Here is a 24,854-nt window from a genome sequence, read left to right on the forward strand (position 1 = left end):
ACCGGTGACTGGAGACCTGCTATAGGTAGTCTCCAGTCACCACGAGGTGTCTTAGGTCGGGTCGGGCTCGGCGACGTGGCAGGCGGCCTGGTGGTTGTCGCCCATCGGGCGGAGGAGTGGGGTGACCTCGTGGCACTTGTCGACTGCGAGCGGGCAGCGCCAGCGGAAGCGGCAGCCGGGGGTGGGGTCGATGACCTTCGGGGGCTCGCCGGTGTCGCCTTCGATGCCGGTCGAGAGGGGAGCCCGCGGGTCGGGAACCGCGCCGAGCAGCAGGTCCGTGTAGGGGTGTTTCGGGTTCTGGAGGACCGACTCCGTGGGGCCGGTCTCGACGACGTGGCCGGCGTACATGATCATCAGGCGGTCGGCGACGTAGCGGGCGCTCGCGATGTCGTGGGTGATGTAGAGGAACGACACCCCTTCCTTGCCGCGCAGCTCGGCCATCAGGTTCAGCAGGCCGATCCGGATCGACACGTCGAGCATCGACACCGGCTCGTCGGCGAGGATCAGTTTCGGTTTGTGGGCGAGCGCCTGCGCGAATCCGATCCGTTGCCGCTGGCCACCACTCAGCTCGTACGGGAACCGGTTCATGATGTCCCCGGCCGGTGACAGCCCGACCGCCTCGGCGACCCGCTCGGCCTCGGCGTACCGCTGCTGCCGGTTGATCTCCGGCCGGTGCAGCTTGAGGCTGCGCAAGATCCCGTGCGACACCCGGAACGCCGGGTTCAGCGAGCTGAACGGATCCTGGAACACCATCGGTACGTCGGCCCGGTATGCGAGCTGATCCTTCCGGGACCGGTAGGTCGACAGTGCCCGGCCCTGGTAGTAGATCTCGCCGCTCGTCGGCTTGTACACACCCGCCAGCAGCCGTGCGATCGTGCTCTTGCCGCTCCCGCTCTCACCCGCCAGCGCGACGATCTCCTGCTGGCCGATGGTGAAGTTCACCTCGTCGACCGCGTGCAGCAACTGCCGCGACAACCCGCGCCCGACCCGGAAGTGCCGGGTCAGCTCCTTTGCCTCGAGCAACGGTGTGCTGGCCGGTGTGGCCTCGGTCTGCTCGGCGTCGACGCTCGTCATGACACCTCCCGGGCGGATTCCAGCGATGGTGCGTGCAACAAACAGCGCGCTTCGACGGCGCCGACCGAGTACAGTTCCGGTGCGATCTTCGGGCAGTCCTCGAACGCCTTCGGGCAGCGCGGCTGGAATCGGCAGCCGCTCGGCGGATCGGCGAGGTTCGGCGGGCTGCCCGGGATCCCGGTGAGCGGCACCTTCGGCCCGCGGATCGACGGGAACGCGTCCAGCAGCCCGGCGCTGTACGGGTGCTCCGGATGGTCGAACACCGCCCGAGTGGCACCGAACTCCACCACCTGACCGGCGTACATCACCACCAGCTTGTCGGAGAAGTGACTGACCAGCGACATGTCGTGCGTGACGAAGATGACCGCGAAGCCGAGCTTGCGCTGCAACTCCTTGATCTGCACCATCAGCGACCGCTGCGCGACCACGTCGAGCGCGGACGTCGGCTCGTCCATGATGATCAGGTCCGGGGTGAACAGCAGCGCCATCGCGATCATCGCCCGCTGCCGCATGCCGCCGCTCAGCTGGTGCGGGTAACTGCGCAGGTGAATCGGGTCGATGCCGACGAGGCGCAGTACCTCGGCCGGACGGTTCTCGTCGACCGCCTCGTCGTGCGCCATGATCGTGTCCTTGAACTGTGCGCCGATGCTCTTCACCGGGTTCAGCGCGTTCATCGCGCTCTGCATCACGACCGAGAAGTCCCGCCAGCGCAGCGCGGACAGCTTCCGCTCGTTCATCGTCACCAGGTTCTGGCCCTGGAACGTCACGCTGCCGCCGGTGATCGCGGCCGGTGAGGTGAGCAGTTGCGCGATCGCGAACAGCAGCGTCGACTTGCCGCAGCCGGACTCGCCGACCACGCCGACGAACTCACCGGCGTGGACGTCGAGATCCACGTGGTCGACCGCGACGACCGGACGGGATCCGGTGTCGTACTCGACCGTGAGGTCCTGAACCTCAAGAAGTGGCTTTGGCACGTCGCCTCCGAACCGGCCGCAGTGCGGGGTTGCTGATCTCGTCGAACGCGTAGTTGAGCAGGGCGAAGGACACACCGAGCAGCGCGACCGCCAGACCCGGCGAGAGCGCCCACGCGGGCAGGCCGTTCACCAGGGCGCCCTGGTTCTGCGCCCAGTAGAGCATCGTGCCCCAGCTCAGTGAGTTGGGGTCGCCGAGCCCGAGGAACTGCAGTCCGGCCGCGGTGAGCACGGAGTACAGCGCGGCGCCGAGGAAGTTCGCGACGATCAGCGAGATCATCGTCGGCAGCACCTCGACGACGATGATGTACGAGCGTCGCTCGCCCCGCACCCGCGCCGACTCGAGGAAGTCCCGGTTCCGCAGCGACAGTGCCTGCGCCCGCATCTGCCGGGCGCCGTACGACCAGCCGGTGAGGATCAGCACGATGATGATCACGGTCAGGTTGCCCTTGCCGGCGTACGTCGCCAGCACGATGATCAGCGGGAACGTCGGGAGGACCAGGAAGATGTCGGTCAGCATCGACAACCCGTCGTCGGCGAATCCGCCGAGATAGGCGGCCGAGACGCCGATGATCACCGACAGGATCGTCGCGCCGAGACCGGCGACGATCGCGATGACGAGGGACTCACGGGTGCTGTAGACGAGTTCGGCGTACACGTCCTGGCCGAGGCCGGTCGTGCCGAGCCAGTGGGCGCCGGACGGTTTCGCCAACGGGGTATCGCCGATCGCGCGGGGATCGCCGTGCAGCCAGGGCACGAACAGATGCGGGAACGCGGCGAGCAGGATGAACAGCAGCAGCAGAGCCGCACCGACCATGGCCTTGCGGTTGCGCAGAACGGCTCGGAAGAGGCCACCGCGCGGGCGGCGGGTCGAGGCGGTGGTAGGCGCGGCGGTGCCGGCAACAATCGCACTCATCGGCAGCTACCCCTTCGTCCGGGCGCGCGGGTCGAGCAGGAACACCGCGATGTCGCAGAGCAGGACACAGATCAGCACCGCCAGCGTCACGAGCAGGAACAGGGCCTGGAGCAACGGGTAGTCGGTGCTCACCGTCGCGTTGTAGAACATGTAACCCAGACCCGGGTAGTTGAACACGTACTCGACCAGGATCGTGCCGGAGATGACGAAGCCGAGCGACATCGCGAAACCGGACAGGTTCGGCAGGAACGCGTTCCGCCCGGCGTACCCGAACATGATCCTGCGGTTCGGGATGCCCTTCGCGCGGGCCATCCGTACGTAGTCCTCGGCGAGCGTGGTGATCATGTTGTTCCGCATGGTCAGGATCCAGCCACCGACCGCGGTGATCAGGATCGTCGCGGCCGGCAGGATCCCGTGCTTGAGCACGCTCAGCACGAACTCACCGGTGAATCCCGGCGTCAGGCCCTGGTCGTAGTTGAAGTCGTTCGGCAGCACCGGGTTGCTGCCGATCGCGAACGTCGAGATCAGCAGCAGCGCCACCCAGAAGTACGGCAGCGCCGAGGTGACGATGAACACCGGCGGTACGACGCCGTCGATCAGCCCGCCGCGGCGCCAGCCGGAGATGGTGCCGATCAGCGTGCCGAGGGCGAACGCCAGGATCGTGGTGATCCCGACCAGGCCGAGCGTCCACGGCAACGCGGCACCGATCAGCGACGTCACCGGTACGCCGAGGCTGCTGCCGATCGACACGCCCCAGTGACCGCTGACCATCGACTTCAGGTACTCCAGGTACTGCAGCATCAGGTTCTTGCCCGGGTCGAACCCGAACTCGGCCAGCACGGTGCGCAACTGCTCCTCCGTGACGACCGAACCGCCCTTGCTCAACCGCGCGCGCAGCGCGTCCTCCGGGCTGCCCGGCATCATCCGCGGGATGAAGAAGTTGAGCGTCATCGCCGCCCACAACGTGAGCACGAAGAACCCGAGCCGTCGGATCAGGTATCGCACAACCACCAGCTCCTCGTGCTCACGCGAGATTCCTTACTTCTGGGCCTATTTCTGGGCGGACTGCGAGTACAGGTTGGTCAGGACCTGTCCCACGTCGGGGATGTTGTACGGCGCGGGCTGGGCGTAGGGATTGTCCTGCGTCGGCCAGCCCTGCAGATCCTTGGTGTTGTACTGGTACCAGTCGACCGACTCGGTGGTCGGGATGATCGGCACGTCCTTGATCATGTACGACGAGATCTGCTTGACCAGCTTGACCTGCGTGTCCGGATCCGCGGCGGCGTACTGGTCGAACAGCTTGTCCACCTCGGGGTTCATGTACCGCGACCAGTTGGTGCTCGCCTGCTTGCCGATCGGGGCGCTGTTCTTCGAGTACAGCAGTTGCCGCAACTCGTAGTACGGCGTCGGGCCGCCGGCCTGGTTGGAGTACGCGAGGTCGTAGTCACCGGTGTACAGCTTCTGGTTGTACGACTGCTGCTGCAGGTCCTGGATCGTCAGCTGGATGCCGACCTTGGCCAGTTGCTGCTTGACGACCGCCAGCGAGGCGTCCCAGTCGGTGTAGCCGGTGACCGTGATGATGTTCAGCTTCAGCGGGTTCGAGTCGGAGTACCCGGCGCTCTGCAGGAGCTGCTTGGCCTTGTCCGTGTTCGGCTTGTCGTAGCCTGCCGCGGCCACCGCGTCCTTGTCGTAGTACTTGTCGAACGTCGGCGTCACGACACCGCTCTGGTTCGCCGCGGGCTGGTAGCCGCTCTCACCGATCTTCGAGATCTGCTCGCGGTCGAGCGCGTAGGCGATCGCCTGCCGGACCGCCAGCTTGCTGGTCACCGGGCGCGACGGGTCGTTGTTCGGGACGATCGCGACGTTCGCGGTCGGCGGGAACCAGTAGTTGTTCTCCGGCGACTTCGACTTGTAGAAGTTGTCGATGTTCGGGATGTACTGACCACCCCACTGCGCCTTGCCGCTGGCGAGGTCGAGATTCGCCGGGTTGTTGTCCAGGTACGCCGGGTACTGCACCTTCGTGACATACGGCTTGCCCGGCTGCCAGTACGTCGGGTTCGCGCTGTACGTGATGTTGTTGCTGGAGCAGGACTCGACCGTGAACGGCCCGGTGCCGACCGGCTTCGGGTCCGCCCAGGTGGCGGCCTTGGACGCGGCCTCGCCGGTGGACCAGATGTGCTTCGGCACGATGCCGACCTGGTTGGCGAAGTTGAAGAAGTACGGCTCGGCAGCGGCCTTGAACTTCAGCGTGACCTTGTTGCCGGCGGCCGTGACACTGGTCAGGCCGGCACCGGTCCACAGCGAGTACAGGTCGAGAGCCGGCACCTCCTTCATCCGGTTGAAGGTGTAGACGACGTCGTCGGCGGTGAACGGCTGCCCGTCGCTCCACTTCACGCCGTCGCGGATGGTGAAGACGATCGAGTCCTTCTTCGGCGACCAGCTGAAGCCGGTGGCGAGCATCGGCGTGGTGGCGCCGGCCTTCAGCACGTTCACGAAGGTCAGCGGCTCGTACACGAAACCGAGAGCCTCCTGGTTGACCGCCGGGTTGAACGGGTTGAACTGGCACGGCCAGGTCTGCCCGCCGACGTTGGCGATCGTGACGGTGCCGCCCTTCTTGTACTGCCCGTTGCCGCTACCGCCACTGGCGCTCGTCGTGGACGACGGGCTGGACGATCCCGCGTTCCCGATCGGCTTGTCGCCACTGCCGCAGCCCGCGGCCAGTGTGCCGACCGCGATCGCGGCGACACCGATGCGTGTGATGCCCCTCATCGTCTCTGCCTTTCGCTCCTGGTAATCCTGCTCATGCGAATGCCTCTTCGCCGAGGGCGGCACCGGCCGCCTCGACGCCGAGAGCGAGCGCCCCGATCAGCGGTGCGTCCGAAGGAAAGCGCGCCACCGACAACTCCGGCGGAAACGGAACGGCCGCGGCGAGGGCGCGTCGCAGACCGGTCTCGATCTGGTCCCAGGAACGCACCAGGCCACCGCCGACGACGATCCGTTCCGGATCGACGGCGATGGTCAGGTTGGCGAGATGCATCGCCAGTTCCCGGACGAACTCGTCGGTGAGGACGGCGGCGTCCCGGTCGGTCCGCGCCATCGTGAAGACGTCGGCGGCCGTGACCGGTCGCCCGAGCCGGGTGGTCCCGGTGGTCTCGAGCGCCTGGCCGCTGACGACGTGCTCCAGGATCGTGCGCCCGCCCTCGTCGACGTACACGTCGGCGGGTGAGCGCAGGTTGTAGCCGATCTCGCCGGAGGCGCCGTGCGCCCCGGTGATCACGGTGCCGCCGGCAACGATCCCGATCGCGAGACCGGTGCCGAGGTTCAGGTAGAGGCCCGGGTCGCAGCCGGCCAGCGCGCCCCAGCGCAGCTCGGCCGCCGCGGCCGCCTTCACGTCGGTGGCCAGCCGCACGGGTACGCCGGGGAATGCGTCCCGCACGAGTCGCCCGAAGGGCAGTTCGCCCCAGCCGGGAAAGGTCGGGGCCAGTTCGACGCGGTCGTCGTACGGGATGCCGAGAGTAGCCGCGCCGACACCGGCGAGCTGCTGGCCGGGGGCGACCTCGGCGAGTAGTTCGTGGGCCGCGCTCAAGCCGCGGGCCAGTGCCGCCGCGGCACCGCCGGACCCGTCGTGGCTGTCCACCCGGCTGTCGATGGTGCGGTCGCCCAGACGGCGGCCGGCGAGGTCACCGACAGCCAGGGCGATCTTCGTCCCACCGAAGTCGAGTCCGAGGACGACCGGCGCTGGAATCACGGGGTGGCACCTCCTCGTGCCGACCAATAGAATCGATTGGAAACTAACTTAACAACCACGCGGCCCACAAGGCTTAACTCCGACTTGGTGGCCGAGTTGTTAGCGAGAAGGGGGTCGACGTGACGGTTGTCGCCGGTGGTGCTGCCGCAGCGCGCCCACAGCTGATCCGCGAGATCAACGAGCAGGTCCTGCTCGACCACATCCGCAGCTCCGGGCCTCTCTCGCGGACCGAGCTCGCCGGTCTGACCGGACTGTCGAAGCCGACAGTGTCGGCCGCGCTGAGCTCGCTGGAGCGGACCGGTCTCGTGCACGTTACCGGCCAGCGCACCGGCGTACCCGGCCCGGCGGCGAGTCTGTACGAGGTGCGCCCGGAGGCGGGGTACGTCCTCGGACTTGATGTCGGGCGGGAGTTTCTCCGGGGTGCGATCGCGGACCTCGCCGGCACGGTGCGGGCGCGGTTGAGTGTGCGGACCAAGGCGGGGGACGCGATGGCGCGGATCCAGGAGTTGGCGGTCCTGGCCGCGACGCTCGCGACTGAAGCCGGTATCGAGGTCACGCAACTGACCCAGACCGTGCTCGGCAGCCCGGGCGTCTACGATCCGCGGCTCGATGCGCTGACGCTGACCGGGCGGCTGTCCGGCTGGGATTCGCCCGCGACGCTCGCGGCGCTGCGCGATCAGTTCGGCCCGACGCTGATGATCGAGAACGACGTCGACGCCGCCGCGCTCGCGGAGCGGGTGCACGGACATGGCCGCGACGTCGACAGCTTCGCCTTCGTCTCGGTCGGGACCGGTATCGGCATGGGCCTGGTCCTGGACGGCAAGCTCCGGCACGGTTCGCACGGAGTGGCGGGTGAGATCGGCTACCTGCCCTTCACGGAAGGTAGCGGGAGTGATCCGCGGGACGCTCGCAAACGCGGTGGTTTCGACGCGTCGGCGTCCGCGGCAGCGGTGGTCCGGGCGGCGCGCCGAGCCGGGGTCCGTGGGGCTTCGACGGCGGAGAAGGTGTTCGCGGCCGCGGCTCGGGGCGACGCCCTGGCCGCGGCGGTCGTCGCCGAGGAAGCACTGCTCGTCGCCAAGGCGGTGTGCACGGTGATCACGGTCGTGGATCCCGACCTAGTGGTCCTGGGTGGCGGGATCGGGCAGGCGCCTGGCTTTCTGGAGGCGGTCACCCGGCAGTTGCGTCAGCTCGCGCCGGTGCTGCCTGAGGTGAAGGCGAGTGTGCTCGGTTCCGAAACCGTCGTAGCCGGCTGCATCGCCTCCGGTCTCGACCGCGCCTGGCTGACCCTGGCCGGCCGCGCCGGGAGTTCTGTCTGAGTAACGGACGCGGAACGTCCGGAATGCTCAGTAAGGTGCGATCCATGGCTATCGCGATGTACCCCAGTTTCGTCCTCGACTGTCCGGACGCGGCCCAGCTCGGGCAGTTCTACGGTGAGCTGCTCGGCTGGAAGGTGAAGACCGACGACGGGTGGGCCGAGATCCGCCCCGAGGACGGCAGCAACTGCATCTGCTTCCAGCAGGTCGCGAACTACAAGACACCGACCTGGCCGACCCAGGACGTGCCGCAGCAACTCCACCTCGACGTGATGGTCCGCGACCTCGACGAGGCCGAGTCCGAGGTACTGGCGATCGGTGCCACCAAACCCGAACACCAGCCGGGTACGTCGTTCCGCGTCTTCCTCGACCCGGCCGGCCACCCGTTCTGCCTCTGCGTCGACTAACAAATAGAGTGACGGTGTGACGAGCTGGCGCGATGAACGACGGGCGGCCGCGGCCGAGCATGCGGCTGCCCTGGAGCGGAAGAAGGCTTCCGAGACCGCGCAGGCCCGTGAGCTGCTGACGGGGTTCATCGCGACGCTGAAGGAGCGTGGGGTCGAGCCCGAGCCGCTGCGCGCGCAGGTCATCGGTTCCAGCGCCAGCTACCGCACCAACCTCACCGGGTGGTACCTGCGCCGCAACCGTTCGCTCGCCGTCGACGTGGACGGCAACTTCTACATCCTCGGCGTACCGGCGAGTCTGAAGTCGCGCGTCGCCGGGGTGAACGTGCTGCCGTCCGACCCGCCGCTCGTCGTCGGTCAGGGTGCGCGCGACGGCGAGTCGATGCCGCTCGCCGACCTGCTACGCCTTCGGCTCGAGTCCTAGCACACTCGCGATCAACGCCGTACCGGGTGCCGTTCGGCCGCCCGGTCCGGGAGACGGCGCGACGTCGTCCATCCGCAGCGCCTCGCCGCACTCCGAGCAGCACACCGACGGCGTCGTGATGTTGCCGCAGGTCGTGTGCGTGAACCGGATCGGCTGGCCGGCCGGGGGAGTCGCCCAGCGATCGCCCCACGCCGTCAGCGCCATCAGGATCGGTACGAGCTCCCGCCCCGCTTCGGTCAGCTCATAGCTGTAGCGCACCGGATTCTGCTGGTACGGCGTGCGTCGTACCAGCCCGCCCTCGGTCAGGGTGGCGAGGCGGTCGGTCAGGAGATTGCGGGAGATCCCGAGGTCGGTGACGAACTGGTCGAAGCGGTTCAGACCGAGGTACAGGTCCCGCAGCACGAGCGGTGTCCACCAGTCGCCGATCAGCTCCAGAGACTGAGCGAGCGAGCAGTGCATCGAGGCGAAGCTGGTGTTCCGCATGTCCGCAGTCTAGTCAGTTGCGTTATTGAACTCACTACTCCTAGGCTGCCGTCATGGGCATCTACCACCGGATCGTGGCGCGGAAGGTGCGCGGCACGTTCGCGCAGATCAGTGCGGGCAACTCGGACGCGATGGTGTCCGGCATGGCGCCGTCGTTCAGCTACCGGTTCTACGGTGAGCACGCGCTCGGCGGTGAGCGGCACACCCACGAGGCGCTGCGGCGCTGGTGGGATCGCTGCCACCGGCTGCTCCCGGGCACCACGTTCGACGTCCAGGACGTCGTCGTCGCCGGCCCGCCGTGGAACACCCAGGTCGCGACCGCGGTCACCGTGCACGTCACGGTGGTCGACGGGTCGGCGTACGAGAACGTGGTGCACCAGTTCCTGCGGATCAAGTGGGGGAAGATCACCGAGGTGCGGACGCTCGAGGACACCGCCGTCCTGGAACGCGCCCTCGACCGGCTCGCCGCGGCCGGGTACGCCGAGGCGCACGCGGAGCCGATCGTCGGCTGAATTGCGGGCCCGGCCGGAAACTCGGGTGCGAACTGTCGGTGGCCGCGGTTACGGTCGATCAGGTGCTGACCCTGTTCCGTTACGGCGTACGCGTTGCACCTGGAAGCACCCTTCTGACGATGGGTCTGACCATCCTCGGCGCCCTGCTGGGGATGGCTGTCACGCTGCTGACCGGGCGGGTCGTCGGGGCGGTTCCGGGGGTGATCGAGAATCGCCCCGGCGCGATGCCGCTGGCCGAGTTCGGCTGGTTGCTCGGCGCGCTGCTGGTGGTCTTCGTGGTCGACAGCCTGTTGCCCGCGCTGCGCCAGGTCGCGTCGCTGATGATGGACGCCGGCCTGGTCCGCGCGATCGGCACCGGCATCTCCGAGCCGCTGCTCACGCCGCGCCGGATCGAGCATCTCGAGGACGCCGAGGTGCTGGACGTGCAGGAGCGGGCGAAGGGCAAGGGCGGGTTCCATCTGGCGCAGGGCATGGGACAGCTGCCCTGGTTGCTGGCCAGCCGGGTCACGCTGTTCGGTTCCGCGGTGATCGTCGGCGTGATGTTCTCCTGGTGGGTGGCGGTCCTGCTGGTCGGCGTCGCCCTGATCGTGGAGTGGTACGGCGGACGCCTCGTCGAGGGTGAGATCGACGTCTGGTGGGGCAACACCGAGGAGCAGCGCCGGGCGCACTACCTGTTCAACCTGGGGATGCGTGACGCTCCGAAGGAGCTGCGCGTCTTCGGTCTGCACACCTGGCTGGTCGAGCGGTACTTCCGCGACTGGACGGCCGGCTACCGCCCGGTCTGGGCCCGCCGGAAGCGGAACGCGAAGTGGTCGATCCTGTTCGGTGGCGTGCACCTGGTGGCCAACGGCATCGCGATCCTCGCCGTCGGCCGCGCCGCGCTGAACGGCTCGCTGCCGCTCACCCAGGTCGCGACCACGCTGCCCGCGATCCTGGCGATCGGTCAGACCAACAACGGGTACGGCGTGGTGCAGGTCCGCCGCGGACTCTCGGCGTACCGCGCGATGCGGGACCTGCCGACGACGATCGCCGAGCGGCACCCGGAGCCGGTCGCGAGCGTGGAGCACCGGATCGAGACGATGCCGGCCCGCGAGATCCGCTTCGAGAAGGTCAGCTTCCGCTACCCGGGCTCCGAAGTCGACGTACTGCGGGATCTCGACCTCACGATCCGCGCGCGGGAAGCTCTCGCGCTGGTCGGTGTCAACGGCGCCGGCAAGTCGACGCTGGTGAAGCTGCTCGGCGGCGCGTACCGGCCGACGAGTGGCCGGATCCTGGTCGACGGAGTGGACCTCGCGGAGCTCGACCTGGCCGTGTGGCAGCGGCGGGTCGCGGCGATCGTGCAGGACTTCCTGCGGTTCCCGCTGTCGGTGACGGACAACGTGGTGTTCGGCGCGGTCGAGCGAGCAGGCGACGAGCTGACGCTGGCCAGGGTCGCGCGCGAGTCGGGGATCGACGAGGTCGTGCGCGGGTTGCCGAAGGGCTGGGACACCGTGCTGGACAAGACGTTCGACGGTGGTGTCGACCTGTCCGGCGGCGAGTGGCAGCGAGTGGCGCTCGCGCGGGCGCTGTTCGCGGTGCATGCCGGCGCGGGGGTCCTCGTGCTCGACGAGCCGGCCGCGGCGCTCGACGTACGGGCGGAGGCGGAGCTGGTCGAGCGGTACCTCGAGCTGACCTCGGGCGTGGCGTCACTGATCATCTCGCACCGCTTCTCCGTCGTACGGAACGCGGACCGGATCTGTGTGCTCTCGGACGGCCAGATCGTCGAGGACGGCACGCATGAGGAACTGCTCGCGCAGGACGGGGAGTACGCCGGGATGTTCCGGCTGCAGGCCGAGCGCTACGTGACCGGACCGGAGGCCGTCGATGCGTAACGGGACGCGGAACCTGCGGATCCTGTGGCTGTGGTTGTCCACGTCGTTCAAGGCGGCGCCCGGCCTGATGGCGATCTCGACCATCCTGGTCGCGGCCCGCGCCATCACCGCACCGACCCAGACGTACGGCGTGAGCCGGCTGGTCGACGGGATCGCGTCGGACGAGTCGAGCACGATCGCGCTCGGGATCGGCATCATCGTCGGTGGTCTCGCGGTCTCGTTCCTCGCCGACGGACTCGGGTGGCCGCTGCAGGACACCGCGCAGGAGCGGATGGCCGGTCGCGTGCACGTGGATCTGCTCGACGTGACGTCGGGCATTCCGGGGCTGTCGCACCATGAGCGTCCGGATGTCGCGGACCGGCTCGAGCTGGTTCGGGAGCGGGCTTGGCGGATGGGTGTCGGCGCCGAGGTGCTGCTGTGGGCGTTCGCGACGGTGACGAACACCGCGACGGTCCTCACGCTGCTCGGGTCCGTGCACCCGGTGCTCCTCGTGCTCCCGCTGCTTGGTGGCGCCCGCATCTGGTCGGCGTACCTGAGCAGCACCAGGCAGCAGAAGGCCTGGGAGGACTCTATGCCGCAGGAGCGCCTGATCGATCGGCTGATCGAGGTCGCGAAAGATCCGCGGACCGGGCTGGAGCTGCGGGTCTTCGGGCTCGGCAGGGTGCTGCTGGAGCGGATCTTCACGCTGCAGACCGAGCGGTTCAACCGTCGCGTCGAGGCCGCCCGCTGGGGTGGGAAGGTCGACGGGGTGGTGCGGCTCGTGTTCGGTGTCGCGTACGCCGCCGCGGTCGTCTGGGTCGTCGTTCGCGCGCGGAACGGGCAGTCGTCCGCGGGTGACGTCGTACTCGTGCTGCTGCTCGCGCCGCAGGTGGATCAGATGACCGGCGGTATCGCGCAGAACGTGTACTGGGTCGGCGAGGTCGTGCGGAGCTTCAGCCGGTACGACTGGCTGCGTGAGTACGCGAAGCAGAACGCGTGGCAGTCCAGCGTCACGCCGGCGCCCGAGCGGCTGACCTCGGGGATCGAGCTGCGGGACGTCGGGTTCTCCTATCCCGGTTCGGAGTCCGCGGTGCTCAGCGGGGTCGACCTGAAGGTGCCGGCCGGGTCGGCGGTCGCGCTGGTCGGCGAGAACGGGGCCGGCAAGACCACGCTCGTGAAGCTGCTCGCGCGGATGTACGACCCGACGACCGGGAGCATCCTCGTCGACGGTGTGGACCTCGCGACGATCCGGCCGGACGACTGGCGGTCGCAGTTGTCGGCGGGGTTCCAGGACTTCGTGAAGTTCGAGCTGACCGCGCGCGAGGTCGTCGGGATCGGCGACCTGGCGCGGGCCACCGACGACGATGCGGTTCGGACAGCGATCGCGCGAGGCGACGCGGAGGGAGTGATCGCCGGACTGCCGCGCGGGCTCGACTCACAGTTGGGCAAGAAGTTCGCCGACGGTGTCGAGCTGTCCGGTGGGCAGTGGCAGCGGCTGGCGCTGGCGCGGGCGTTCATGCGGGAGCGGCCGCTGTTGCTGCTGCTCGACGAGCCGACGGCCGCGCTCGACCCGGACGCGGAGCACCGGCTGTACGAGCAGTACGCCGATGCCGCGAAGGTCGCCGCGGCCGAGACCGGCGGTATCACCGTGCTGGTGTCCCACCGGTTCTCGACCGTCCGGATGGCCGACCTGATCGTCGTCATGCACAACGGCCGCATCGAAGAGTTCGGCACGCACCCCGACCTCCTCGCCGCCGGCGGCCGCTACGCCGACCTCTTCGAACTCCAGGCCCGCGCCTACCGCTGATCGCCGGCGCGCCGCCCGGCACGCTCGGCGAGCTCGTTTCCCTTCGACGACCTACCCGACCGTCACAGGTGAGGTGTCTGTGCTGTCTCACCAGGTATGAGTCAGCGCATCGACACCATCGACAGTCTTCATCAGCACCTGCAATGGGCGATCGAGCTCGAGCACGCCACGATCCCGCCGTACCTGTGTGCCTTGTACTCGCTCGACCCGGCGCGGAACGCGGACGCGGTCGAGCTGGTGAGCAGCGTGTTCGTGGAGGAGATGATCCACCTCGCGCTGGCGTCCAACCTGCTGAACGCGGTCGGTGGCGAGCCACGGCTGGACGTCCCGGAGATGTTGCCCGGGTATCCACGGCGGCTGCCGCACGGGTCGATCGAGTTGTCGCTGCTCCCGTTCGGTTCGGAGGCGCTGGAGATGTTCCTCCGGCTGGAGAAACCCGAGAAGCCGGGTGCACCGGGGGAGAGCGACCACTACGAGACGATCGGCCAGTTCTACGACGCGATCGAGGACGGCCTGCGCTCGCTGACCGACACCCTTGGCGAGGACAAGGTGTTCTCCGGTGACCCGGCCCGCCAGGTGACCGCCGGCCCGTTCCACCACACCGGCGGCGTACTGCGACCGGTCACCGGCCTCGCGTCGGCGCTGGCTGCGTTGGAGGAGATCGTCGAGCAGGGCGAAGGGACGTCACGCGGTGAGGTCTGGGACGGCGACCATGACATCTTCCATCCCGACCGCGACGAGGTCGCGCACTACTACCGCTTCGAGGAGCTGAAACTCGGCCGCCGCTACCAGCGTGGCGACACCCCGGAGTCCGGCCCCGGCGGCGAGCCCGTGACGTTCGATCCCACCGGAGTCTCTCCGATGCAACCGAACCCGCGCCGATCGGCCAACTCCCAGATCCGGGCAGCACAGGCGGAGTTCGACAGCGCCTATTGCACCCTGCTGTACCTCCTCGACCAGGCCTTCACCGGCGAGCCCGCGCTGATCCGGGACGCGACCCGCGCGATGTTCGCCCTGAAGGGCGAGGCCCTGAAACTGATGCAGCTCAGCGAAGACGGTCGCTCCACCGCGGGACCGACCTTCCAGTACGTCGCTCCGGAGGACCGGCGGTGACGCCAACGAACTAGTCAGTGAAACGTCGCTCGGGCGGTCGGTGACTGAGAGCCGGCTGAGAGCGTCCCGGAAAAAAGACGCCCCCAGTTTGACAATCATTAACCTTCGGTCTTCACCTCTCCGTACATTGCTTTCTAATGTATTAACCATGGACACTCCGCCCGCTGTCCGTGCCCGCGGCCTCGCCAAGAGTTTCGGCGAGGTCATCGCGCTCGACGGTGTCGATCTCGACGTCGCCCCCGGCCAGATCCACGGTCTGGTCGGACCCAACGGAGCCGGCAAGACCACGCTCCTCGGCCTCCTGCTCGGCCTCGCCGTCGCCGACCGCGGCACCCTGGAGATTCTCGGTACGCCGGTCGGCCGCGCCCTCGCCGTACCCGCGGGGGTCGCCGGGTTCGTTGACGGCCCGGGGCTGTACCCGTCGATGACCGCCAGGCAGAACCTCGCGGCGCTGGCCCAGCTCCGCGGCGACGACGGCGGGACGCTGACAATCGAGGACGCGATCGACCAGGTCGGCCTCACCGACGTCGCCGACGACCGGGTCCGCGGCTTCTCGCTCGGCATGCGCCAGCGCCTCGGCCTGGCCGCCGCGCTGCTCACCAAGCCCCGCCTACTGATCCTCGACGAGCCCTCCAACGGCCTCGACCCGGCCGGCAAGAAACACGTGTACGGCGTCCTCACCCGCCTGGCCGCCGACGGTACGGCGGTGATGCTCTCGAGTCACCGGATGGACGACGTCGAGGCGCTGTGCTCCGAGGTCACCATCCTGGCCACCGGGCGGGTCGCGTTCACCGGACCGATCAGCAAGCTCGCGTCCGAGACCAGCGAACTCGACTACCGGGTCCGCACCTCGAACCCGGTCGCGGCCCGCCGGCTCGCCCGTCAGGTCCAGGGCGTCCGCCTGCGCGACGAAGCCGTCGTCCAGGACGACGTCGAGCTGCTCGTGATCTCGGCGCCGGTTCCAGCCCTCGATGAGTTCGTGAAGCGGCTGGTCCAGGACGACATCGCGGTCCGCGAGCTGGCGCCAGTGGTGTCGCCGCTCGAAGCCGCCTTCCTCGCCCTCACCGAGCAGCAGGAGACCAACTGATGACGGCCACTGTGGCTGCCCCCGACATCCCTGCGCCCGATACCCCTGGCGCCCACCGCGTCCCACTCGTCCGTGGGTACCGTTTCGAACTCGTCAAGCTGCTCACGCAGTGGCGGGTCCGCGTCCTGATCGTCGCGTGCTGGCTGGCGCCCGCGGTGTTCGTCGCCGTGGTCAGCCAGCAGGCCTCGCTGCCGGTCGACACCCTGTTCGGCCGGATGATGCACGCGACCGGCTGGGCCGGGCCGCTGGTCCTGCTCGGCTTCTCCGGCTCGTGGGCGCTCCCGTTGCTGACCTCGCTGATCGCCGGTGACGTGTTCGCCTCCGAGGACCGCCTCGGCACCTGGCGGCACCTGCTGGTGGCGGTCCGTTCGCCGCGCCGGATCTTCGTCGCGAAGGCGCTGTCCAGCCTGACCGTGATCGTTGCCCTCGTCATCGGTCTTGTCGTGTCGAGCACGGTGGCCGGTCTGCTGGTCGTCGGCAACCGTGAGCTGATCGGTCTCGACGGTCATCTGCTCTCTCCGGGCGACGCTGCCGGAACGGTCCTGCTCGCCTGGTTGTGTGCGCTCGCTCCGACGTTGGCTCTCGCGGCGATCGGTCTGCTCGGCTCGGTCGCGCTCGGCCGCTCGCCGATGGGCCTGCTGCTCCCGGCTGTCGTCGCGCTCGCGATGCAGATCGTCCAGCAACTGCCGGTCCCGGTCGCGTTCCGGCTGGCGCTCCCGGGGTACGCCTTCATCAGTTGGAACGGTCTGTTCACCGCACCGGCACAGGTCGGCCCGCTGCTGATCGGTGTCGTCGTCAGCCTGGTCTGGACGCTTGCCGCGACCGGCCTGGCCTACTTCCTGTTCGTCCGCCGCGACTTCACCAACCCGACGCACGACGGCTCCGGCCGGCTCGCGCTGACGGCTGGTCTGCTGCCCCTCGTCATCCTGCTCGGTCTGACCACCGTGGTCCTCACCCCGGTGACCGGCTTCGGTTCAGGGATCGACCAGGACAAGGTGCAGCGTGCGGTCGCGGTGGAGTTCGCGCATCTCTACCGTCTGCAGACCAGACAGCTCAATCGGGCCGATGTCACCGAGGAGCAGCTGCAGACCGCGGCCGAGTGCACCAAGGGTGGCGACCAGGTCGCCGCCCGCGGGCCCGGCAACGACTGGCGATGCGTGGTCAGCTGGCACCTCCCGGGGGTGGAGGCGGCCGGCTCGGCGATCTACCAACTCGACATCAACCCACTCGGTCGGTACGTGTCCGACGGGGACGGACCGAAAGAAGTGAATGGCTTCTTCCTCGTCCGCACCCCGTCCGGGGACGAACCGAACCCCCTGTGGCAGTTCGACGGCACAGTCGAACTGCTACCCACCCACTGAAGGGATGTCTCCCATGCAGGTAACACGCCGCCGCAGGCGTGACGTACAGGGCCCGTCCAGCCCCCTTCGGCGCAGAGTACCACTGGTCACGGCGGGCGCCACCGCCGTCGCAGTGGCCCTCGCCGGCACCGCGGTCGCCTCCACGACCGGGTTCGGGAAGGAGCAGGTCGGGCAGGTCACGGACAAGGGTCAAGTGATCTCCTCCGACCAGTACATCAAGCCGATCGGCGACCGTCTCGTCCTCCAGAAGGGCAAGATCATGTCGTCCTCGGTCAGCCCGGACGGCAGCCACATGGCCGCCGGGGTGACCGACGGCGGGATGGCGCTGGCGATCATCGACCTGAAGAACTGGAAGGTCCAGCAGTACGTCGGCAACAACGCCGCCGCCGACCTGAAGATCCCCGGCAACGACATCGGCCAGGAAGGACCGACGTACTCGCCGGACGGCAAGCAGGTCTGGTTGGGGCAGGCCGACGGCTACCGGAAGTTCACCGTGAATTCGGACGGCTCGCTCGCGAACCCGACGTTCGTGGCGATCCCGGCCGACGGCAGCAAGCGCGCGCTGGCCTCGGAGGCCGTGTTCTCCGCGGACAGTTCGACGGTGTACGCCGCGGTGAACGGCCAGAACAAGGTCGTGGCGATCGACACCGCGACCGGTGCGATCAAGCAGACCTGGGCGACCGGCAACGCGCCGCGCGACATGGTGATGGTCGGCGACAAGCTGTACGTGAGCAACGAGGGCGGCCGGACGGCTCAGGCCGGTGACAGCACGGTCAACTCGTACGGCACGAACGTGGTCGCGAACCAGGACGCGATCACCACCACCGGTACGGTCTCCGTGATCGACACCAAGAACGCGTCGGCCGCGCCAGCGAGCATCGCGGTGGGTCTGCACCCGACCGCGGTGTACGCCAAGAACGGCGCGGTGTTCGTCACGAACACGTCGAGCAACACCGTCTCGGTGATCGACGCGAACAAGGGCAAGGTCACCCAGACGATCGCGACCCAGCCGTGGCCGGAGGCCTCGGTCGGGTACGAGCCGAACAGCGTCACGCTCACCGACGACGGCCACCTGCTGGTCTCGCTCGGCCGGGCGAACGCGGTCGCGGTCTACAAGTACAAGAACCCGCTCGAGCCGGTCAGCTACGTCGGTCTGCTGCCGACGGACTACTTCCCGGCCGAGCTCGCCCAGGTCGGCAAGGACATCGTGGTGTCGAACACCCGCGGCGTCGACGCCCGCCGGGACACCACGGCGGCCGGTCACGCCACGCACGACACCACGTCGAGCCTGACCAAGTTCCAGCTGCCTGACGACCAGGCGATCAAGAAGTACACCAAGACCGTCTTCGACCAGAACGGCTGGACGAACGGATCGGCGCAGGCCGCGACGGACCAGGGACACCGCAACCCGGTGCCGGTTCCGGCGAAGATCGGTGACCCGTCGACGATCAAGCACGTCTTCCTGATCGTCAAGGAGAACCGGACCTACGACCAGGTGTACGGCGACATTCCCGAGGGCAACGGCGATCCGGCGCTGACGCAGTACGGCGAGAACGTGACACCGAACCAGCACGCGCTGGCCAAGCAGTTCGGGCTGTACGACAACACCTACGACATCGGCACGAACTCCGCCGAGGGTCACAACTGGATGATGCAGGCCGACAACCCGGAGTACACCGAGTCGATGGCCGGCGAGTACATCCGCACCTACGACACCGAGAACGATGCCCTCGGCCACCAGAAGAGCGGCTTCCTCTGGACCGGCGTGCAGGCGGCGGGCAAGACCGTGAAGGACTACGGCGAGTTCCAGTCGATCGAGCAGAAGCCGACCGGCGCCAGCTGGCAGAACCTGTACTGCGACACCAAGACGATGCGGTCGACCGGCGCGGACACGGCATACCCGATCCAGGTCGGGTCGGCGATCCCGTCGCTGAACGCGATCTCGGTGCAGGGCTTCCCGCAGTTCGACCTGAACGTCCCGGACATCTACAAGGCCGAGATCTGGAAGAAGGACTTCGAGAAGAACGGCCCGGCGAACCTGAACATGTTCTGGCTGTCCAACGACCACACCGGTGGACCGAACAGCGGCCCCGCGGGTGTGGCCGACAACGACCTGGCCGTCGGCCGGATCGTGGACGAGATCACCCACAGCAAGTACTGGAAGGACTCGGCGATCTTCATCGCGGAGGACGACTCGCAGGCCGGTCTCGACCACGTCGACGGGCACCGGGCGCCGATCCAGATCATCAGCCCGTACGCCCAGCACGGTGCGGTGGACAGCAACTACTACACCCAGATCACGCTGGTCCGGACGATCGAGCAGATCCTCGGGATGAAGCCGATGAACCAGAAGGACACCGCGGCCACCCCGATGTTCGGCGCGTTCACGCAGAAGCCGGACCTGACCCCGTTCACCGCGCTGCCGAACCGCACCTCGCTGACCGCCGGTCTGAAGGACCTGCCGCCGTGCGGCGCTGACACCCCGGGCTCGCAGAACCCGGCCGTCGCTCCGGTGCCGTCGGCAACCGTTCCGGCGGACAAGCAGGCCGTCGCGGCGCAGTGGAACGCGTGGACGTCGAAGCAGCTGTTCAACGCTCCGACGGCCAAGCCGGACACCGCGAGCCCGGTGCTGATGAACCACTTCGACTGGTACGAGGCGCACAACTGGTCCACGCCGTACCCCGGTGAGAACCAGATCTTCGCACCGCAGAACGTCCCGGGCGCGGTCATCCCGGGTGCCGAGAACGACGGCTGAGGTCTACCACTTGTTAACACTCGGCGTGTAGAAACAGCGCATGCCGAAACGAGCGACGCGGGCGCCGGCCCGGATCGAGCAGCACGCCGATCCGGCCGACGTCCGCGACGTCGGTTACGGGCCCCGTGACGTCCCGGTGGTGCCGGAGGAGTACGCCGGGCTTCCGGTGCACAAGGAGGAGTCCGGCCGCGCGGACGAGTGGAACGAGCGGCTGATGGACCCGGAGCCGTCGGCGGTCTACATCGTCGACGAGCGCTACCTGTACGTCACCGACGACGAGGGCCGGGTGAAGCACGCCGAGGGCTGGCTCGGCTGGCTGCCCCACGAGCAGAACGAGGAACGCCGCAACCTGGACGCGCAGCGCGACGCCGGCAAGCCCGACCGCGAACGCGAGGACGACGGCGGCCACCTGTTCGGTACGTCGTTCAACGGGCCGGGGGAGTCGATCAACCTGACCGCCCAGTCCCGCTCGCAGAACCAGGCGGTGAAGGGCAGCGAGAACTGGCGCCGGATGGAACAGACCTGGCAGGCGATGCGGGCCGCCGGCATCCAGGTGCACGCGACCATCGACGTCGCGCACCCGAACCGGACGACGCGCCGACCGTCGAGCCGAACCGTGGTGGCCCTGCACGAGGGCCGGCGCGACCCACGGCGTACCTTCAAGGAGACCAAACCCACGGCCAGGGGAGCCCGATGAGCGAGATCGGTGTGATCGACACGATCGCGCGCGCACTGGTCGCGGACCTGCCCGCCGGGTGGCGTGAGGTGAGCGCGGTCTACCGGTCCACGACGTCGTACGCCGAGCTGGACGCCGACGTGCTCGGTCCGTCGGGTACGACGCAGTTGCGCAAGCTGCCGGCCGGGCTCGAGGACCGTTTCGAGGAGCTGCGGCGGGCGATGTACCAGCCGGGCAAGGGCACCTGGCTGACGGCCCGGCTCACGGTCACGTCTACCGGGCACTTCGAGACCGACTTCGACTACGACCACGAGCCGGAGTGGTCGATCGACGTCGACCGGGACATCTACCCGGCCGATCTGGCCGAGTTCCCGCGGGACGCGGAGCACACGCCCGACTGGCTCCAGTAAATCGGTCGCAGCCCGTCTGGGCGGGTGGTAACGTCGCGGACCTGTCTTTTCGGGATCGAATCGAACCGGATGGATCTGCTCCGGGGCGGGACCCAGCCAAGCTCACGATTCGAGGCTTGCTCTCCGATGGCCCAACCTGCACCGCAACCTGAACCCCTGCCCGAACTCACCTCCGAACGCGCCCACCTGAGTACTGCCCGCGCCGCGCTGCGGATGATGTACGCCGATGTCGTCGACCGCGATGTCCAGATCATCGGCGGCGAGGACAACGACGAGCGCTTCACGAACGAGGCCAACCAGCGGGCGAAGGAGATGCGCACCCACGCGCTCCTCGACCTGCCCGACGTACCGCTCTTCTTCGGCCGGCTCGACTACGAGCACGGCACCATCCCGGACCTGGACCAGATCTACATCGGCCGCCGGCACGTGCACGACGGGACCGGCGTACCGCTGGTGATCGACTGGCGGGCGCCGGTGTCGGTGCCGTTCTACCGGGCGACCCAGAGCGACCGGCAGCAGGTGCTGATGCGCCGGCGGTACGGGTTCTCCGATCACGCCGAGCTGACCGGGTTCGAGGACGAGCCGCTCACCGGGGTCGTGGAGACCGACCAGGCGGACGCGTTCCTGCGCGCCGAGATCGAGCGGCCGCGCACCGGGCCGATGCGCGACATCGTCGCCACCATTCAGCCCGAGCAGGACGACCTGGTCCGCGCGCCGCTGCACCCGAGCGTGTGTGTCCAGGGTGCGCCCGGCACCGGTAAGACCGCGGTCGGCCTGCACCGCGTCGCGTACCTGCTCTACACCGAGCGCGAGCGCCTCGGCCGCGGCGGTGTCGTGATCGTCGGCCCGAACAAGTCGTTCCTGTCCTACATCCGCAAGGTGCTGCCCGCGCTGGGCGAGGTCGACGTACGCCAGATCACCATCGACGAGTTGCTGACCCGGCCGACCGCCGCGACCGACTCGGTCGAGGCTGAGGCGTTGAAGGGCGACGCGCGAATGGCCGCCGTACTGCGTCGCGCCTTGTGGTCGTACGTCGGGACGCCGACCGACGGAGTCCTGTACAGCAAGGGATCCCGGCGGTACCGGGTGCACGACTACGAGGTTGTCGACATCGTCTCGGACCTGCGCGAGTCGACCCGCTACGCGCCCGGCCGGAACGCCCTCGCGCAGCGGATCGCGCACGTCGTCCTCGTCCGGATGGAGGAACGCGCCGAGTCCCCGGACGACCGGGTGCAGAACGCGGTGGCGCGCTCGAAGCCGGTGAAGGAGGTCCTCGACTCGGTCTGGCCGCGGGTCGTCCCCGAGCAGATCCTGCACCGGCTCTTCGCCGACGCCGACTTCTTGGCCGAAGCAGCTGCCGACCTGACCGACGAGGAGCGTACGGCGCTGCTCTGGACCAAGCCGCCGCGCTCGTGGAAGTCGACGAAGTGGTCGTTCGCCGACACCGTCCTGCTCGACGAGCTCGAGGACCTGATCGAGCGCCGGACCGGCTCGCTGGGGCACCTGGTGCTGGACGAGGCGCAGGATCTGTCAGCGATGCAGCTGCGAGCGCTCGGCCGCCGGTGCCGGACCGGTTCGGCGACGGTGCTCGGCGACCTGGCGCAGGCGACGACGCCGTGGGCCGCGGGTTCGTGGGACCGGGTGCTCGGTCATCTCGACAAGAGCGACGGCGTGGTGGCCGAGCTGGACCGCGGGTTCCGGGTGCCGGCGCAGATCATCAACTTCGCCGCGAAGCTGCTTCCCGAGATCGCGCCGACGCTGGGCACACCGAGCGGCGTACGGACGGTGGCGGACGCGCTCGGGATCGTCGGGGCCGACGAGGCGACGTTCGCGGACCAGGTGGTCGCCGAGTGCCGGGCGGCGCTGGCCGGTGAGGGCTCGGTCGCGCTGATCGCCGCCGACGACCAGATCGCGGTGCTGCGGGACGCGCTCACCGCAGCGGGCCTGGAAGCGGCGCTGCTCGGGGAGACCGAGGACGAGATCGACACCGTCCGCCTCGTCTGCGTGCCGGCCACGCTGGCGAAGGGACTGGAGTTCGACGCGGTCGTCGTGGCCGAGCCCGCCCGCATCGTCGCCGCCGAGCCCCGCGGCCTGCACCGCCTGTACGTCGTCCTCACCCGCGCGGTCAGCCGGTTGCAGATCATCCACGCCGACCCGCTGCCCGGACCGCTGGCCTGATCCCGTCCCGGCGCTATCGTCCGGTGTGCAAGTAGCCTGATCGGGGAGACATACGTGAGCGCACTGGTCATCGTTCTGCTGGTCGTCGCGGTGCTCGCCGTGGCCGGCATCGTCTGGGGGATCGTCGCGCTCGTCCGCCGCCAGCAGTACATCGACGCGATCCGCCGGCGTGGCTGGAACTTCGTCAACACGCCGACGTGGGACGCGGTCGCGCGGCTCAGCAACCCGCCGTTCGGCATCGGTTTCGACCGCAAGCCCGACGACCAGATCACCGGCGTGACCGCGTCGGGCCGCTCGTTCCAGGTGATCGAGTACGCCTCCACCTACTGGTCGGGCTGGCTCGGGATGGTCACGCTGTCCCGCAGGCTTCCCGAGCTGTGGATCACCGGCGGCGAGACCCAACCGCGGTACGGCGTCCGCGTGACCGCCGTACCCGCACCGGCCGAGCTGGGACCGGGGTGGCAGGTCGGTGCCGTGGATCCGGCGTTCGCGGCAGCGGTGATGACGCCGCAGTTGTCCGCGCAGCTGAACGCGCTGGCGGCCGGTCAACCGGGCGTGAACCTGAGCATCGACGGCGACCAGCTCGTCGTCCTGGACCCGCCGCGCAAGGACCTCGACAAGCTCGGCCCGTGGCTGGAGCAGCTCGGTGCCGTCGCGGCCGCGATCGATGCCGCACCGCTCGACGGCTGGCGTCAGCCGGAGCCACCGCAGCGGCTGACCTTCTACCAGCACCCGGACTGGTACTGGGTCGGCGTCGACGACAGCTTGCTGCAGTTCACGCCGGTGAATCGCGGTGGGCACGACCACAAGACCACCGACGTGGTCCGCGGGCAGGACGCCGGAGGGCCGCCGTTCGTCGCGTTCGAGCACCACTGGAAGACGACGCGCACCGAGACCTACACCGACAGCGAGGGCCGGACCCAGACCCGGACCGTGACCGAGAGCCACAGTGAGCCGATCCTCGGGTTCCAGCTGCCGATCCGGATGCCGCGGCTCCAGGTCGGGCGAAAGGGGCTGAGCCGCGGGATCAGCTTCGAGAGCGCCGAGTTCAACAAGCGGTTCGCGGTGAACTCGCCGGACACGAAGTTCGCGTACGACGTGATGCACCCACGGCAGATGGAGTACCTGATGGCGAACCCGCCGGCGCCGTTCTCGATCGAGGAGGACTGGGCCTGGGTCTCGCCCGGCGAGCACAGCCAGCCGGCGATCGCGCACAGCTCGGAGTTCATCCGCGGTTTCCTGGCCCGGGTGCCACGTTTCGTCTGGAAGAACCTCGGCCTGCCAGACTCGCCGTACCCAGCCCTTGAGACGTCCAGGACGCAGTAGGCGCATCTTCCTGTCTCACGCCTACTGCGCGGCGCTCGGCGGAGTGCCTGCTCGCTACGGCGTGAGACAGGAAGATGCGCCTACACGGGAATGCGGTTACCCTCCTCGCGGTTGCGTCTGAGGGTGTGTGGCTCCACAGGTGAAGCCACACGGCACAGTCTTGGGAGGCATCATCACTACGCAGACGGCCCTGCTGCCGGTCGAGGATCGGCCGGCGGGGACGGAACAGCGAACGCTGGTCATCTTCGGCGCCAGCGGCGACCTGAGTTCACGGTTGCTGCTGCCCGGTCTGGGCAGTCTGCTCGCGGGACCGCGCGCGACCGGCGTCCGGATCATCGGCACCGGCCGCTCGGCGCTCGGCCCGGCGGAGTGGGCGGACCGGGTCCGGTCGGCGTTCGCGTCCCGCGGCGAGATCGGCCCGGTCGCTGTCTCTTATAAAGATATGT

21 protein-coding genes and 1 pseudogene are annotated in these 24,854 nt (G+C 68.6%); 15 read left to right on the top strand and 7 right to left on the bottom strand.

Going from position 1 to position 24,854, the window contains the following annotated elements:
- Positions 1–51: 51 nt before the first annotated feature.
- The 6 genes from ACWGID_RS20940 to ACWGID_RS20965 are packed head-to-tail and all read right to left on the bottom strand — an operon-like array spanning position 52 to position 6,709.
- Entirely contained in the window at positions 52–1,074 is a 1,023-nt protein-coding gene (locus ACWGID_RS20940; RefSeq protein WP_452198876.1) for an ABC transporter ATP-binding protein, read from the bottom strand.
- On the bottom strand, positions 1,071–2,048 hold the full coding sequence (locus tag ACWGID_RS20945) for an ABC transporter ATP-binding protein (protein ID WP_452198877.1): 978 nt from the start codon (positions 2,046–2,048) through the stop codon (positions 1,071–1,073). Before ACWGID_RS20945 ends, ACWGID_RS20940 begins: the two co-directional genes overlap by 4 nt.
- On the bottom strand, positions 2,029–2,961 hold the full coding sequence (locus tag ACWGID_RS20950) for an ABC transporter permease (RefSeq protein WP_452198879.1): 933 nt from the start codon (positions 2,959–2,961) through the stop codon (positions 2,029–2,031). The genes ACWGID_RS20945 and ACWGID_RS20950 overlap by 20 nt, the downstream gene beginning before the upstream one ends.
- A gap of 6 nt (positions 2,962–2,967) precedes the next feature.
- Positions 2,968–3,966: an ABC transporter permease gene (locus ACWGID_RS20955; protein ID WP_452198881.1), complete on the bottom strand. Its 999-nt coding sequence runs from the start codon at positions 3,964–3,966 to the stop codon at positions 2,968–2,970.
- Positions 3,967–4,011: 45 nt separating this feature from the next.
- The gene (locus ACWGID_RS20960; RefSeq protein ID WP_452198883.1) at positions 4,012–5,730 is read right to left on the bottom strand and encodes an ABC transporter substrate-binding protein; all 1,719 of its coding nucleotides are present in this window, start codon (positions 5,728–5,730) and stop codon (positions 4,012–4,014) included.
- Between the two features lie 31 nt (positions 5,731–5,761).
- Positions 5,762–6,709: an ROK family protein gene (locus ACWGID_RS20965; protein ID WP_452198885.1), complete on the bottom strand. Its 948-nt coding sequence runs from the start codon at positions 6,707–6,709 to the stop codon at positions 5,762–5,764.
- 119 nt (positions 6,710–6,828) lie between these two features.
- Between ACWGID_RS20965 and ACWGID_RS20970 the strand changes: the two genes are divergently transcribed.
- The 3 genes from ACWGID_RS20970 to ACWGID_RS20980 are packed head-to-tail and all read left to right on the top strand — an operon-like array spanning position 6,829 to position 8,850.
- Positions 6,829–8,025, top strand: a complete 1,197-nt coding sequence (locus ACWGID_RS20970) for an ROK family transcriptional regulator (protein WP_452198887.1) — start codon at positions 6,829–6,831, stop codon at positions 8,023–8,025.
- Positions 8,026–8,069: 44 nt separating this feature from the next.
- Positions 8,070–8,429: a VOC family protein gene (locus tag ACWGID_RS20975; protein WP_452198889.1), complete on the top strand. Its 360-nt coding sequence runs from the start codon at positions 8,070–8,072 to the stop codon at positions 8,427–8,429.
- Between the two features lie 16 nt (positions 8,430–8,445).
- Positions 8,446–8,850, top strand: coding sequence for a hypothetical protein (locus ACWGID_RS20980; protein ID WP_452198891.1), 405 nt, complete (start codon positions 8,446–8,448; stop codon positions 8,848–8,850).
- On the opposite strand, the gene ACWGID_RS20985 is transcribed toward ACWGID_RS20980, so the two are convergent.
- Positions 8,827–9,333 (bottom strand): winged helix-turn-helix transcriptional regulator, encoded by a 507-nt coding sequence (locus ACWGID_RS20985; RefSeq protein WP_452198893.1) that lies wholly within the window; start codon positions 9,331–9,333, stop codon positions 8,827–8,829. The two genes, ACWGID_RS20980 and ACWGID_RS20985, sit on opposite strands and share 24 nt — an antisense overlap.
- 53 nt (positions 9,334–9,386) lie before the next feature.
- Here ACWGID_RS20985 and ACWGID_RS20990 point away from each other — a divergent pair, with 53 nt between their 5' ends.
- From ACWGID_RS20990 to ACWGID_RS21045, 12 genes and pseudogenes are all read left to right on the top strand, one after another.
- The gene (locus ACWGID_RS20990; RefSeq protein WP_452198895.1) at positions 9,387–9,845 is read left to right on the top strand and encodes a nuclear transport factor 2 family protein; all 459 of its coding nucleotides are present in this window, start codon (positions 9,387–9,389) and stop codon (positions 9,843–9,845) included.
- Positions 9,846–9,964: 119 nt separating this feature from the next.
- Positions 9,965–11,716 carry an ABC transporter ATP-binding protein gene (locus ACWGID_RS20995; RefSeq protein ID WP_452198897.1) on the top strand — a complete coding sequence of 584 codons (1,752 nt, stop codon included), beginning with the start codon at positions 9,965–9,967 and terminating at the stop codon, positions 11,714–11,716.
- Positions 11,709–13,502: an ABC transporter ATP-binding protein gene (locus ACWGID_RS21000; RefSeq protein WP_452198899.1), complete on the top strand. Its 1,794-nt coding sequence runs from the start codon at positions 11,709–11,711 to the stop codon at positions 13,500–13,502. Before ACWGID_RS20995 ends, ACWGID_RS21000 begins: the two co-directional genes overlap by 8 nt.
- 96 nt (positions 13,503–13,598) lie before the next feature.
- Entirely contained in the window at positions 13,599–14,615 is a 1,017-nt protein-coding gene (locus ACWGID_RS21005) for a ferritin-like domain-containing protein (RefSeq protein WP_452198901.1), read from the top strand.
- Between the two features lie 148 nt (positions 14,616–14,763).
- Positions 14,764–15,702, top strand: a complete 939-nt coding sequence (locus ACWGID_RS21010) for an ABC transporter ATP-binding protein (protein ID WP_452198903.1) — start codon at positions 14,764–14,766, stop codon at positions 15,700–15,702.
- A complete protein-coding gene (locus ACWGID_RS21015) occupies positions 15,702–17,063 on the top strand; it encodes an ABC transporter permease (protein ID WP_452198905.1) in 1,362 nt (453 codons plus the stop codon). Before ACWGID_RS21010 ends, ACWGID_RS21015 begins: the two co-directional genes overlap by 1 nt.
- Before the next feature lie 13 nt (positions 17,064–17,076).
- The gene (locus tag ACWGID_RS21020; protein WP_452198906.1) at positions 17,077–19,818 is read left to right on the top strand and encodes a phosphoesterase; all 2,742 of its coding nucleotides are present in this window, start codon (positions 17,077–17,079) and stop codon (positions 19,816–19,818) included.
- Positions 19,819–19,858: 40 nt separating this feature from the next.
- Complete coding sequence (locus tag ACWGID_RS21025; protein WP_452198908.1) at positions 19,859–20,515, top strand: DNA/RNA non-specific endonuclease; 657 nt, start codon at positions 19,859–19,861, stop codon at positions 20,513–20,515.
- Entirely contained in the window at positions 20,512–20,904 is a 393-nt protein-coding gene (locus tag ACWGID_RS21030; RefSeq protein WP_452198910.1) for a hypothetical protein, read from the top strand. The genes ACWGID_RS21025 and ACWGID_RS21030 overlap by 4 nt, the downstream gene beginning before the upstream one ends.
- Before the next feature lie 126 nt (positions 20,905–21,030).
- Positions 21,031–23,082: a HelD family protein gene (locus ACWGID_RS21035; protein ID WP_452198911.1), complete on the top strand. Its 2,052-nt coding sequence runs from the start codon at positions 21,031–21,033 to the stop codon at positions 23,080–23,082.
- Positions 23,083–23,136: 54 nt separating this feature from the next.
- Entirely contained in the window at positions 23,137–24,408 is a 1,272-nt protein-coding gene (locus ACWGID_RS21040) for a hypothetical protein (protein ID WP_452198913.1), read from the top strand.
- 160 nt (positions 24,409–24,568) lie between these two features.
- Positions 24,569–24,854, top strand: a pseudogene (locus ACWGID_RS21045) (hypothetical protein); the annotation flags it as partial.

It is taken from the genome of Kribbella sp. NPDC054772 (genome assembly GCF_053611945.1).